This window comes from Micromonospora sp. L5 (genome assembly GCF_000177655.2).
Taxonomy (GTDB): domain Bacteria; phylum Actinomycetota; class Actinomycetes; order Mycobacteriales; family Micromonosporaceae; genus Micromonospora; species Micromonospora aurantiaca.
The window spans coordinates 5,357,751-5,369,985 of the sequence record NC_014815.1 but is presented as its reverse complement, the minus strand read 5'-3'; the positions used below and the strand labels follow the sequence as shown (position 1 = coordinate 5,369,985).

12 protein-coding genes are annotated in these 12,235 nt (G+C 74.0%); 6 read left to right on the top strand and 6 right to left on the bottom strand.

Annotated elements, in window-relative coordinates:
* Positions 1-147 precede the first annotated feature (147 nt).
* Positions 148-495, top strand: a complete 348-nt coding sequence (locus ML5_RS24675) for an Lsr2 family protein (protein ID WP_013286585.1) — start codon at positions 148-150, stop codon at positions 493-495.
* A gap of 206 nt (positions 496-701) precedes the next feature.
* Here ML5_RS24675 and ML5_RS24670 read toward each other — a convergent pair whose 3' ends face one another.
* Together ML5_RS24670 and ML5_RS24665 are read right to left on the bottom strand one after the other, a co-directional pair.
* The gene (locus ML5_RS24670) at positions 702-1,964 is read right to left on the bottom strand and encodes a hypothetical protein (protein ID WP_013476602.1); all 1,263 of its coding nucleotides are present in this window, start codon (positions 1,962-1,964) and stop codon (positions 702-704) included.
* 313 nt (positions 1,965-2,277) lie between these two features.
* Positions 2,278-3,144: a DUF2726 domain-containing protein gene (locus tag ML5_RS24665; protein ID WP_013476601.1), complete on the bottom strand. Its 867-nt coding sequence runs from the start codon at positions 3,142-3,144 to the stop codon at positions 2,278-2,280.
* Positions 3,145-3,250: 106 nt separating this feature from the next.
* Here ML5_RS24665 and ML5_RS24660 point away from each other — a divergent pair, with 106 nt between their 5' ends.
* Complete coding sequence (locus tag ML5_RS24660) at positions 3,251-4,342, top strand: DICT sensory domain-containing protein (protein ID WP_013286588.1); 1,092 nt, start codon at positions 3,251-3,253, stop codon at positions 4,340-4,342.
* Positions 4,343-4,373: 31 nt separating this feature from the next.
* Positions 4,374-5,096 carry a helical backbone metal receptor gene (locus ML5_RS24655; RefSeq protein ID WP_013476600.1) on the top strand — a complete coding sequence of 241 codons (723 nt, stop codon included), beginning with the start codon at positions 4,374-4,376 and terminating at the stop codon, positions 5,094-5,096.
* A gap of 24 nt (positions 5,097-5,120) precedes the next feature.
* Here the strand turns inward: ML5_RS24655 and ML5_RS24650 are convergent, their stop codons facing one another.
* Positions 5,121-5,819 carry a CBS domain-containing protein gene (locus tag ML5_RS24650; protein WP_013286590.1) on the bottom strand — a complete coding sequence of 233 codons (699 nt, stop codon included), beginning with the start codon at positions 5,817-5,819 and terminating at the stop codon, positions 5,121-5,123.
* Positions 5,820-6,037: 218 nt separating this feature from the next.
* On the opposite strand from ML5_RS24650, the gene ML5_RS24645 reads away from it, so the two are divergent.
* Positions 6,038-6,619 carry a DoxX family membrane protein gene (locus ML5_RS24645; protein ID WP_030272549.1) on the top strand — a complete coding sequence of 194 codons (582 nt, stop codon included), beginning with the start codon at positions 6,038-6,040 and terminating at the stop codon, positions 6,617-6,619.
* Positions 6,620-6,771: 152 nt separating this feature from the next.
* A complete protein-coding gene (locus ML5_RS24640; protein ID WP_013286592.1) occupies positions 6,772-7,140 on the top strand; it encodes an FKBP-type peptidyl-prolyl cis-trans isomerase in 369 nt (122 codons plus the stop codon).
* 87 nt (positions 7,141-7,227) lie between these two features.
* Here the strand turns inward: ML5_RS24640 and ML5_RS24635 are convergent, their stop codons facing one another.
* On the bottom strand, positions 7,228-7,677 hold the full coding sequence (locus tag ML5_RS24635; RefSeq protein WP_013476599.1) for an STAS domain-containing protein: 450 nt from the start codon (positions 7,675-7,677) through the stop codon (positions 7,228-7,230).
* Positions 7,678-7,832: 155 nt separating this feature from the next.
* Between ML5_RS24635 and ML5_RS24630 the strand changes: the two genes are divergently transcribed.
* Entirely contained in the window at positions 7,833-8,852 is a 1,020-nt protein-coding gene (locus ML5_RS24630) for an SMP-30/gluconolactonase/LRE family protein (RefSeq protein ID WP_013476598.1), read from the top strand.
* 61 nt (positions 8,853-8,913) lie between these two features.
* On the opposite strand, the gene ML5_RS24625 is transcribed toward ML5_RS24630, so the two are convergent.
* Positions 8,914-10,185, bottom strand: coding sequence for an Ig-like domain-containing protein (locus ML5_RS24625; RefSeq protein WP_030272561.1), 1,272 nt, complete (start codon positions 10,183-10,185; stop codon positions 8,914-8,916).
* Positions 10,186-10,691: 506 nt separating this feature from the next.
* Positions 10,692-12,203 carry a dihydrolipoamide acetyltransferase family protein gene (locus ML5_RS24620; protein WP_041784636.1) on the bottom strand — a complete coding sequence of 504 codons (1,512 nt, stop codon included), beginning with the start codon at positions 12,201-12,203 and terminating at the stop codon, positions 10,692-10,694.
* Between the last annotated feature and the right edge of the window lie 32 nt (positions 12,204-12,235).

The window sequence follows — 12,235 nt, the reverse complement described above, 5'->3', positions numbered from 1 at the left end:
GAAGCGCCGCGTTCCCGCGCTCCGCACCCAATGGCGGCGCCCTTTACCGCGACCCGCCGAATGGAAACAGTCGGCTATTGTTGCGGAATTACCGCGCGGTAGGTCAAACTCTTAGCCACACCCCGCCCGACACAGGGAGTAATGGCGATGGCAAGGAAAGTAATCACCGTTCTGACCGACGACCTCGACGGCGGAAAGGCCGATCGGACCGTCGAGTTCAGCCTGGACGGCGTGGCGTACACGATCGACGTCTCCGACGAGAACGCGGGCGTCCTGCGCAAGGCGCTGGATCCGTACATCAGCGCTGGCAGGCGAATCGGCCGGGGAGCGACCGAGGTCGCCCGCGGCGCCCGTCGCACCGCCCGGCCGAGCACCTCGGGAATGGACCGCGAGCAGAACCGCGCCATCCGGGAATGGGCCGCCAAGAACGGGTTCGAGATTTCCGAGCGCGGGCGCATCCCGGTGTCGGTGGTCGAGGCGTACAAGAACCGCTGACCGCCACCGGTTCACCGTCGGGCATCCCGGGGTCACGCTGAGAAATCGGCGCGGCCCCGATCGGCTTTCTACGGTCAGCGCTTTTCATCCGGCCGGATACCGCCGGCACGAAATTTCTTCCGGGATCACCTTCCACCGTGCCCGTGCGCGGGAACGGCAGCGGCCGCCCGGAGGAGTCCCCCGGACGGCCGCTGCCGTTCGCCCGCTCAGTTGACCCGGATGCGCACCACGTCGATGGCGGGAGTCTGGTTGGCCCGCTCCATCATCGGGATGCGGTGCGAGCCGTCACCGGCCCAGACCGCGCACTGCGCCACGCCCGACTGCGCCAGGCCCGGAATCTGGATCAGCACGTCGTCCGGCTGGTTGCCGCCCCGCCCGTCCTCGGTGGCCACGAAGAAGGCCGGCACGTCCTGCGGGTTCGGAGGCTGCCGGGTGCTGCCGAGCATGCGGCAGGCGGTGTGGAAGTGGCCGCGCACCAGGCCCTGGCCGTTGAGCAGCGAGCTCTCCAGGTAGTAGCCGCCCTGGCCGGCGGCGAGGAAGCGGTCCCGCACCAGGTTCTTGGTGGTGACCCGGAGGGTGAACGGCTGGTTGCGCCGCACCTGGTTCGGGAACTGCGTGATCAGCAGCGACGGGTTGTTCGCCGCGGCGCCCACCTCACCGAACGCGGTGCTCACGCACCGGTTGCCGTTCTGGAAGCCGTCGTGGGCCTGGAGCTGGCTGCCGGAGCAGTCCTTGGCGAGCACGTTCAGGCCGTTGCCGCCACCGTTGTTCTGGCCGCCGCCGTTGTTGTTCCCGCCGCCGTTGTTCCCGCCGTTCTGACCGCCGTTGTTGTTGCCGCCGTTCTGGCCCCCGTTGTTGTTGCCGCCGTTCTGACCGCCGTTGTTGTTCCCGCCGTTCTGGCCGCCGTTCTGCGGGGTGTCGGTCACCGCGCACTGGGCGAGCTGGTCCAGGCCCTGCGGGCGCTGGGCGACCCGGCCGATGGCGGTGGCGATCCGGTTGAGCGCCGCGGTCCGCTTGTCCGCGAGCGGACGCAGGATCGCGTTGTTGATGAACTCGCCGCCCTTGCGGCCCTCCGCCGCGAGCCGCCGGTTCGCGTCGGCGATCTGCGACTCCAGCAGCGCCAGGGTGCGGTCCACCTCGGCGCGGGCCCGGTCGGGCACCTGCGGTAGCCGGCCGCGGACGTCCGGGCAGGCCACGGTCGGGGTGCCGGCGCCCGCGCCTCCCGCGTTGGTCTGCTGGCACTCGGCCGGCGACATCTGCCCGTCGCCCCAGTGGTTGCGGACCCAGCGGCCGTTCTGCCAGGTACGGGTGGTGCTGCCCTGGCCGTCCGGGGCGGTCGCCCCGGGGCTCGCGGGCACGCAGGACGCCGAGGCGGCGCGGGTGGTCGTCCGCCGGTCCTGGGCGGACGAGATCTGGGTGACGGCGACGATGCCGCCGAAGACCGCGAGCGTGCCGACAACCGCCAGCATCCGCTTGCTCCGCGCGTTACCGGATGACCGGCGCGCCCGTGTGGACCTGCGCATCGAATTGCTCTCCTTCACGATCCGGTAGTTGACTGGTGATCCCGGCGGACCGACGAATTCGGGGTGTGAGATCACTGCGACGCTCAGTCGCGCGTCAATGGCCGACGATGCCCTTTCCGCACCGTCTCCGCGCCGTCCGGGCGCGGCGGGGAAGATCTGCGTCCATTCCCGATGAGGTACGGAGCGCCGTCGGCGAAGGTTCAACCGGAGATCGGAAAAAATCGAAAAGTCGCCGTCCTCGCCGGCGAGGACGGACGGCTCAGTCGGCGCAGAGGTGATCGAAGGCGAACCCGCCGTCGAAGGAGTCCCGCCGGGCGGCCAGCGCGCGTACCCGCCGGAGAAGCTCGTCGCGGTCCAGCAGGGACGGCGCGGCACCGTCGAGGTCACGCAACCGCTCCCCCAGCGCCACAGCCGCCAGGTCCTCGGCGAGCCGCCCCGGGTCGACGCCGCAGGAGAAACCGCGCGAGGTCAGCCGTACCCGCTCCAGCAGACAACGGCCGGGCCGCACCTCGGCCCAGGCCCAGCCCTCCGCCGGACCGTCGGTCCAGCGCACGTGCAGGCCGCGCACGATCGGGTCGGCGATCCGGCCCGCCACGTACGCCTCGACCGCCTCGACCCGGGCCAGCGCGCCCAGGTCGTTCACCGGTCCGCGCCGGCCGTCCGGCAGCCGGCCGATGATGTCCCGGAAGCCGACCGTGTCACCGCCGTCCGGGTCGGTGCCGTCGGCGTAGGCCCGCGCGTCCAGCACGTACTCGACGAACCGGCGGACCTGCTCCGCGCCGCCCAGCGTCGGCGACTCGACGCGCACCAGCGGCAGGCCGACGGCGACGCAGACCGCGTCGGTCAGCCGTTCGGACCGTCGCGCGGCCGATCCGTCGGGGGCGGGCGCGGTGAACCGCACCGCGAAACGCGGCAGCCCGGTGTCGGCCGCGCAGACCACCAGGTCGAGCGACGCCCGCCCGGCGGTGCTCCACTGGCTGCCGGTGACCCCGGGCGGGCGGCCCTGCACCAGGTCGCCTAGCCGCCGCCCGGTGTGGCCGAGGTGGCCGGCACGGACCAGGGACGGCGCGGCGCCGGGCGGGATCGGCCGCAGCCAGGAGGCGGTCACGCTGCCTGTGCTCGTCATCTCGCCCCGATCCCCCTCGTCCGGTCGACGCCCGAGTGTAGGCCGTGCGGCACGACCGGTCCGGCCGACCGGTGCGCTACCGCGCCCGTCCCTCTAGGCTCTGCCCGTGCCCAGCGGACGGACCCCGGAACAGTTCACCAAACGCAGTCTCGTCACCGTCTCCCACGCCATCGAACGCGCGGCGCTCGCCGAGGCCGAGGACGGCCCTCTCGTCGTGCTCGCGCTGTTCCAGCGGCTGCCGTACTTCGCCCGGGAGCGCGAGGTCTACCGGCGCATCGCCGGCCGCGCCGCCGTGACGGTGGTGGCGATGGTCGGCGGACCGCCGCCCGACCTGCCCGACGGTACCTACGGCGTGGCGCTGGACGAGGCGGAGGCGCTGGCCCGGGAGTGGACGGTGGTGGCGCTGAGCCCGCGTTTCGGCGCCACACTCGTCGCGCACGACCGGGCCGAGGTGGCGCCCGCGCCGACGCTGGAGTCCGGCCGGCTGTTCGAGGGACGCTGGGGCTTCCGCCGCGACGAGGCGCTGCACGAGGCGATCCGGCTGCGCGAACAGCTCGCCGAGCGGCTGCCCGCCGCGGCGCGTACCGCGCTGGACGAGGCGATCGCCCGGGTGCGGGACATCCCGGCCGGGCCGGGCGAACCGCGTGCCGAGGCGGCGCTGCGGCTGCTGGCCCGCCGCGGCGACCGGAACAACCAGCCGGTCGAGCCGGCCGAGACGATGCTGGACGAGCCCGGCCTGGCCCGGTGGTCCGGCGCGGACGGGGTGACCGCCTCCGGCACGCTGCCGGTGGCGCTGGTCGGCCTGCGGGTGGACGCGCCGCCCGGCTCGCCGGAACGCTTCGGCCGCCGCGGCGTCGCCCGCGAGGGACACGCCGTGCTCACCGCGATCACCGCCGTGCTGCGGCCGGTCGACCGCGCGCTGCGCGTCACCGAGAACGAGTTCCAGCTCCTCCTGCCGGGGCTCGACGAACCGGCCGCGCTGGAGGTGGTACGCCGGCTGCACGACGCGATCGGCGCGTTGGCCCGGTCGTACCCGTTCATGGCGTACACAGTGCACGCGGCGGTCGGGGTGACCACCCGGCGGCCGCTGCCCACCGCGGACCTGCGCGCCGCAGTCGACTGGGCGGTACGCAAGGGCCTGCCGGTGGCGGGCCTGCCGCCGGAGACCGCCGACGCCGTGACCGCGGCGGCCCGCTGACCGGCGGTCCGGCTCAAGGAGAGGAGACGCGGTGCGGGTGGTGTCGCTGGTGCCGTCGCTGACCGAGGCGGTCGCGGCCACCCGCCCGGAGGTGCTGGTCGGCGCGACCGACTGGTGCACCCACCCGGCCGGGCTCGACGTCGCCCGGGTCGGCGGGACGAAGTACCCGGACCTGGACCGGGTGCTCGCCCTGGAGCCGGACCTGGTGCTGCTCAACGAGGAGGAGAACCGGCTGGCCGACGCCGAGGCGCTGCGCGCGGCCGGGGTGCCGGTCCGGGTCACCTTCCCGCGTACCGTGCCGGAGGCCCTCGACCAGCTCGGTGAGCTGGTGGTCGCGCTCGGCGCGCCGGCCGAGCCGCAGTGGCTGCGCGAGGCCCGCCGTGCCTGGGCCGCACTGCCCGCGCCGGGACGCGTCCGCACCGCCGTGGTGCCGGTGTGGCGACGGCCGTGGGTGGTGCTGGGGCGGGACACGTTCGCCGGGGACGTGCTGGCCCGGCTCGGTGTGCGCAACGGCTGGGCCGACGACGCGGAACGCTATCCCCGGCCGAGCCTGGACGAGCTGCGCGCCCGGGCGCCGGACCTGGTGGTGCTGCCCGACGAGCCGTACCGGTTCACCGCCGACGACGGGCCGGAGGCGTTCCCCGGTGTGCCGGCGGCGCTGGTGTCCGGCCGGCACCTCACCTGGTACGGGCCGTCGCTGGCCGAGGCCCCCGCGCTGCTGGCCGCCCAGCTCGCCACCGAGGGCCCCACCTGACCGGCGGGGCCCGGGTGGCGACGCTCAGGCGACCGGGGTGGCGTGCACCGGGTCCAGCTCCATCAGCGTGGTGTCGTCCACGTCGTACCCGATCGCGTTGTGCACCGCGACCACGCCCGCGACCTGGGCGGCGAGGCGGCCGGCCAGCTCGACGGCGCTACGCCGGTCCAGCCGCCCGTCCATGGTGACCTCGCCGCCGCGGACCTGGACCGTGACCAGGCCGTCGCGCACCGACAGCACCCGGCGCAGCACCTCGTGCACGACCTCCTCGCGGATCTCCGCGTCGGAACGCAGGTGCACGCGCAGCAGGTCACCGCGGGTGACGATGCCGGCGAGCCGGCCCAGGTCGTCCAGCACCGGGAGCCGCTTGACGGCCTCGTGGTCCATCAGCCGGGCGGTCGCCGCGAGCGACGCCCGCTCGTGGGTGGTGACCGCGGGCGCGGTCATCAGGTCCCGGGCGACGAGCGCGCCCGCCTTCTCCCGCGCGGTACGGCGGCGCCGTCCCTCGAAGACCCGCCGCTCGTCCGGGTGGCCGGACCGCTCCACCTTGTGCAGCAGGTCCGCCTCGGAGATCACCCCGAGCACCCGGCGGAACGAGTCCACCACCGGCACACCGCTGATCCGCTGCCGCACCAGCACGTCGACGACCTCGCGGTACGGGGTCTCCTCCGTCACCGTGGCGACGTCCCTGGTCATCACGTCGGTAACCTGCCACGTCCTCATCACGACCTCCTCGTGCCGGGTCTCCACCTGCGACGGTAGGCCGCCGGCGTACGGCCTGGTCAGGGGCGGCGGACCGGCTGCGAGGGGCCGACCGGACCGGGTACGGACGGGACCAATGACCCGGTCACGAGGGCACCTCTCGGCCCTGCTCCCGGGTGCCGCGCGGCGGTGGAATGAATGTGCCACCGGGAAGCGCGGTGCGAGGCACAGGAAGGGACGTGGAGACCATGACCGCGACAATCGAGCGGACCCCCGCCGTCAAGCGGACCCCCGCCGCCACCATCGCTCCGGCGGCGCACACCGAGACCACCCGCCAGAAGGCCACCCGGTACGTCTGGGCCGGGCTGCGGCTCGCCCTGGGCTGGGTGTTCCTCTGGGCCTTCCTCGACAAGATGTTCGGCCTCGGCCACGAGACCCCGGCGAAGAACGCCTGGATCAACGGCGGCAGCCCCACCAAGGGCTTCCTCGGACACGCCGTCGAGGGACCGTTCGCGGGCATCTACCAGAACCTGGCCGGCGCGGCCTGGGCGGACTGGCTGTTCATGGTCGGCCTGCTCGGCATCGGTGTCGCCCTGATGCTCGGCATCGGCATCCGGGTCGCCGCCGTCGCGGGCGGTCTGCTCCTGGTCCTGATGTGGACGGCCGTGCTGCCCCCGGCGAACAACCCCTTCATGGACGACCACCTCATCTACGCGGGCCTGCTGGCCGGCCTGGCCCTGGTGGGCGCCGGCAACACCCTCGGCCTCGGCCGGGCCTGGGCGAGGCTCCCCCTGGTCCAGCGTCTCCCCTGGCTGAAGTGACCAGCTCGCCCCGGGGCGGGCGTCGCCGACAGGCGACGCCCGCCTCTTTCGTGTACCCGCCACGCCGGTGTGCGGGGACCGGCGCGTATCGGCCGGTCGCGATCCGGCAGGATCGACTGTGACCACACCGTCAGCACCGAGGAGACCCGCTCATGGACAAGCCCCAGATCGGCCCGATCGAGGGCGCGCCGCCCGCCGATCTGGTCGTCGAGGACATCACCGTCGGCGACGGCCCGGAGGCCCGCGCGGGCCAGCTGGTGAGCGTGCACTACGTGGGCGTGGCCCACTCGAACGGCCGCGAGTTCGACGCCTCGTGGAACCGGGGTGAGACGTTCGAGTTCCCGCTCGGCGGCGGCCAGGTCATCGCCGGCTGGGACCAGGGCGTCGTGGGCATGAAGGTGGGCGGCCGGCGCAAGCTCACCATCCCGCCGCACCTGGGCTACGGCGCCCGGGGCGCGGGCGGCGTCATCAAGCCAAACGAGACGCTCGTCTTCGTGGTGGACCTGCTCGGCGTGCGCTGAGCGCAACGCCGTTCACATCGGGCCGTCGGCTTCCGCGCCGGCGGCCCGGCGTGCGCCCGGGCTGCGTGCGCCCGGGCCGCCGGCCGTTCAGGCCGCGCAGGCCATCAGCTCGTGGGCGCGGCCGGACGGATCCTGGGCGCGGCCGGGCAGGTCCGGCGCGCGGCCGGGCAGGTCCTGGGCGCGGTCGGTGCAGCGCACCGGGAGCACCCGGTGCAGGCCGGTCACCCGCAGCACCCGGGCCACCACCGGGTCGGGGTCGGTGAGCACCAGCTCGCCGCCGCGGGCCCGCACCCGCAGGTGGGTGGCGACGAGCGCGCGGACCCCGGCGGCGGAGAGCAGCCGCACACCGGACAGGTCGACCCGCAGCACCGGCCGGGCCGGCGCCGCCCAGAGCGCCGCCCGGAACGCCGTCACGGAGGCGATGTCGATCTCGCCGACCGGGCGCAGCTCGACCACGTGATCGTGCACGTCCGTCACCACGTGGAAGCGCTCACCGCTGTGTACCATGCGGCCAAACCTACCCGGGCCCACCGACATTTCCGGACCTCGCGGCAGGGGTTCCGGGTAGTGTCCGGGAACCGACCCCGAGCCGTCTCAGGGTCATCCCGCAACCGCCACGCCACGTCGCGCGGGAAACGGCGAAACGCCGTCGGGGGCTGCCCAGCGCGACGCCGCCGGGCCACAATGAGCCGATGGTCGTCCCCCGCCCGCGAGCCCCACTGCTGATCCGGCCGGTCCGCGAACCGGCGACGGTGCCGCCGCCGCTCACCGGCCCCTGGTCGCCCGCTGACACCCGGCTCGACCGGGCCGACCTGCTGCCGCTGCCGGCCGGCGGCCACGGCCCGGAGGACGTGGTGGTCGACGGCGACGGCCGGGTGGTCAGCGGCGACGAGGACGGCCGGCTCTGGTGGTGGCCGGCCGACTCCCCGCCCGGCACGCCGCCGACGCTGCTGGCCGAGACCGGCGGACGGCCGCTGGGCATCGAGCGGGATCCGGTCGACGGCGGGCTGCTGGTCTGCGACGCCTACCGAGGGCTGCTGCGGGTCGACCCGGCCGGCCGGGTGCACGAGCTGACCGGGACCGCGCCGCCGGTGCACCTGGCCGACAACGCGGCGGTGGGGCGCGACGGCACCGTCTACTTCACCGACTCGTCCGACCGGTTCCCGCTCTCGCACTGGAAACGCGACCTGCTGGAGCATCGGCCCAACGGGCGGGTCCTCGCGTACGACAGGCGCACCGGGCGCACCGACGTGGTCGCGGGCGGGCTCTACTTCCCCAACGGGCTCGCGCTCACCCCGGACGAGTCGGCGCTGATGCTCGCCGAGACCGCCACCCACCGGCTGCTGCGGGTCGACCTGCCCAGCGGGCGGGCCACGGTGCTCACCGACCTGCCCGCGTACCCGGACAACATCTCCGGCGTCGGCGACGGCACCTACTGGGTCGCGTTGCCCAGCCCGCGGCTGCGGGCCATGGAACGGCTGCTGCCGCATCCCCGGGTGCGGCAGATCGTGGCCCTGCTGCCCGGCGCGGTGCAGCCGCAGCCGCGCCGCTACGGGCTGGTCGCGCTGGTCGACGGCGACGGCCGGGTGCTGCGCACGCTGCACGGCCCGAGCGGGGCGTACCCGATGGTCACCGGCGTGCGGCAGCACGGCCGCCACCTCTGGCTGGGCAGCCTGACCGCCACCGGGGTGGCCCGCGTCGACCTGGACTGAGCACGGCGCGGGGCCGGCCCGCGCGGACGCGGGCCGGCCCCGTGGCCGTTCCTCCCCAGGTTCAGCCGCCGCTGTTGCTCCGCGAGGGGGCCGGGGCCGGTGACGACCCGCCGGCCACCGCGCCCGGGTGCGGCGTGGCACTCTGCGTGGGCTTCAGCCCCGCCGGTACGGGCAGCGCGCTGCCCTTGGCGAACTCGTCCCAGCCGACGTTCCAGGCGGTGAAGCCGTTGCCCTGGTCGAGCTTCACCTCGGTGCCCTTGACCGTCACCAGGTCACCGACCTGCGTGAAGCCCATCAGCCAGTCCGCGGCGGTGGCCGAGACGTTGGTGCAGCCGTGCGAGACGTTCGTGCTGCCCTGGTCGCCCTCCGACCACGGCGCCGAGTGGATGAACTCGCCGCCCCAGGTCAGCCGCTGGGCGTCGTCCACGTCGACCACGTAGCCACCGTTGGGCTCACCGCGGGTGTCGAACGTGGTGTGCTCGTGCTTCTCCATGATCACCATGTTGCCGCTCGACGTCGGCGTGCTCGGCTTGCCGAGGCTGACCGGGATCCTCTTGACCACCTTGCCGTCCTGGTAGACGGTCATCTGCTTGGCCTCGTTGTCGATGTCGAGCGTCACCTGCCGGCCGACCTTGGCGCTCGCGACCCGGTCGGAGTCACCGATCGCCTCCTTGCCGATGGGCAGACCCTGCAACGCGCTGCGCACGCTGATCTTCGTGCCCGGCTTCCACCGGTCCGGCGCCCGGTACTCGGCCTGCTTGCCGTCGGCCACCCACGACCAGGTGCCCGGCTGCGGCGGGTCGGTCTTCACGAACAGCCGGCGCTGGACGTCCGCGCGCGCCTCCTTCGGAATCGGCGGGTCGAATCCGAGCACGACCGGCATCGCCGTCCCGTACGTCTGATTCGGCCGGAAATACAATTCGCTGGTGACTGCCGGTTTGGTGGATTTGGCCATTGTCGTGAACGTCGTCTTCTGCGTGGCGGTCCTGCCCGAATCGCCGGTCGCGGTCACCTCCGCGGTGTACGTCCGGGAATTGGCGAGCGGCCGGTCCGGCACCCAGCCGGAGCCGTCCTCACGCGGCTGGGCCGGCACCGCGTTGCCCTTGTCGTCGGTCAGCTTGACGGCTGTCACCTTGCCGTTGCTGACCTTCGTCCCCACCTCCGCGCTGATCGGCACGTCCCGGGTGCGGTCGGCCGGCGTCACGGCGACCGACGGCGGCGCGGCCTCGGCCCGCTTCGTCACCGACTTCGGGCCGGCGGTACACGCGCCGACCGCCAGCGGCGCGGCTGCGACGGTCATCGCGAAAAGCGTCAGTCGGCGCCTCGCAAACATATTTCGCCCCCCATTTCCGAACCCTCTCGCCCACAGTCTGTAGGCCTGAGATCGCGCCGTGGCACCTTCGGCGGAATTGCTCGGAAACAGCTGCGCGAATTGTGCCGGACAGGTAATTCCCGTCCCCGGTTGCGCCCCACGCGCCCTCCGCCCGGTTCCCCACCCCCTCACCCACCGCTGGGCGCAGAGCGAGATCTTGGTACGAAACGGCCCTCATAGGGGCACTTTCGTACCAAGATCTCGACTGGTCCCACCCGTCGGAACAACGATCTCGCAAGGGCGGCGCTGGACGCCGCAGGCCGGCCGAGCCCGGCTCTCGTCCGCGCCACCCGCACCGCCGCCGCGCCGCCCGCACCACTGCCGCGCGATCTTGCAGTTTCGGCCCTGGAGAAGGGTGCGAATCGGGCACACCGCGGGCCGCAAGTGCAAGATCGCGAGCGGGCGGGCGGCGGGGACGGAAGCGGCCCCGGCTCTCCGTGGGGAGGGCCGGGGCCGGGAGGGCGGGGTCAGACGTTGGCGACCAGCAGGGCGGGCTGCTCGACGCAGTCGGCGACGTGGCGCAGGAAGCCGCCGGCCACGCCACCGTCGCAGACGCGGTGGTCGAACGTGAGGCTGATCTGGGTCACCTTGCGGACGGCGAGCTGCCCGTCCACCACCCACGGCTTGTCCACGACCCGGCCGACGCCGAGCAGCGCCGCCTCCGGGTGGTTGATGATCGGCGTGGAGCCGTCCACGCCGAACACGCCGTAGTTGTTGAGCGTGAACGTCCCGCCGGTCAGCCGCGCCGGCGGCAGCGTGCCGGCCCGGGCCGCCGCAGTGGTCTCGGCGAGTGCGGCGGCCAGCTCCCGGGTGGTGAGCCGCTGCGCGTCGCGCAGCACCGGCACGACCAGGCCCCGGTCGGTCTGCGCGGCGATGCCCAGGTGTACGCCCGCGGACTGGACGATCCGCTGGCCCTCGGTGTCGACGTGCGCGTTGAGCTGCGGGTACTTCCGCAGGCCGCTGAGGCAGATCCGGGCCAGCAGCGCCAGGATGCTCACCGGCGTGTCAGGGGTGGCCGCGTTGATCGCGGCACGCGTCTCCAGCAGGCCGGTGGCGTCCACGTCGACCCAGATGGTCACCTCGGGGATCTCCCGCCGGCTGCGGGAGAGCTTGTCGGCGATCACCTTGCGGATGCCGGTGAGCGGGATGACAGTGTCGCCGTCGCCGGCCGGGGCGAGCCCGACGTGCGCGGCCGGGGCGTCCGGCACCGCTGCCAGCCGGGCCGCCGGAGCAGCGGGCGCGGCCACGGCGGCGTCCAGGTCGGCCCGGCGGATCACGCCGCCCGGCCCGGTGCCGCGCAGCGACGCCAGGTCGATGCCGTGCTCCTTCGCCAGCCGCCGCACGATCGGCGAGATGACGAGCGGCGCCGATTGCACGCCGGTCGGTTCCGGCTCAGCCGTGCGGTCCGCCGAGGCGGCCGTGCCGTTCGGAGCCGACAAGCCAGCCGAAACCGAGCCCGCCGGACGCGATGAACCGGCCAGAACCGGGCCGGCCGGAACCGGAGAGCCCGCTGGAGCCTGTGAGCCCACCGGAGCCGGAGAGCCGGCCGCCGGACCGGACGCCAGATCCGCCGTGACCGGCGTACCGGGCTCGGGGGCCAGCGCCAGCCGCGGACGGCGCCGCCGCCGACCCGTGCCGCCGTGGCCGGTGCCGTAGCCGATCAGGACGTTGCCGGAGCCGGCCCGCTCCTCCTCGCGGTAGGTGGCGTGCGGATCGGGGGCGTCGTCGAGCGGGGCGATGGTGATCAGCGGCTGGCCCACCGGGCGTACCTCACCGGCCGCGCCGTGCAGGGCCACGACCCGGCCGGCGTACGGGCACGGCACGTCGACCACGGCCTTGGCGGTCTCGACCTCGACCACCGTCTGGTCCACTGTGACCACGTCGCCGACTGCGACCCGCCACTCGACGATCTCCGCCTCGCTCAGCCCTTCCCCGAGGTCCGGCAGAAGGAAGTCCCGCGTACCCACAGCCGTGCTCATGCCGTGCCGGCCGGGCATGCCCTCACGGCCCT

Bases quoted from the DNA above. Each gene is read 5' to 3' on its own strand.
- ML5_RS24670 (WP_013476602.1), bottom strand. From the start codon at position 1,964: ATGCTGGCGGTTGTCGGCACGCTCGCGGTCTTCGGCGGCATCGTCGCC.
- ML5_RS24640 (WP_013286592.1), top strand. From the start codon at position 6,772: ATGGACAAGCCCCAGATCGGCCCGATCGAGGGCGCGCCGCCCGCCGAT.
- ML5_RS24675 (WP_013286585.1), top strand. From the start codon at position 148: ATGGCAAGGAAAGTAATCACCGTTCTGACCGACGACCTCGACGGCGGA.
- ML5_RS24650 (WP_013286590.1), bottom strand. From the start codon at position 5,819: ATGAGGACGTGGCAGGTTACCGACGTGATGACCAGGGACGTCGCCACG.
- ML5_RS24625 (WP_030272561.1), bottom strand. From the start codon at position 10,185: ATGTTTGCGAGGCGCCGACTGACGCTTTTCGCGATGACCGTCGCAGCC.
- ML5_RS24620 (WP_041784636.1), bottom strand. From the start codon at position 12,203: ATGAGCACGGCTGTGGGTACGCGGGACTTCCTTCTGCCGGACCTCGGG.
- ML5_RS24635 (WP_013476599.1), bottom strand. From the start codon at position 7,677: ATGTCGGTGGGCCCGGGTAGGTTTGGCCGCATGGTACACAGCGGTGAG.
- ML5_RS24665 (WP_013476601.1), bottom strand. From the start codon at position 3,144: ATGACGAGCACAGGCAGCGTGACCGCCTCCTGGCTGCGGCCGATCCCG.
- ML5_RS24630 (WP_013476598.1), top strand. From the start codon at position 7,833: ATGGTCGTCCCCCGCCCGCGAGCCCCACTGCTGATCCGGCCGGTCCGC.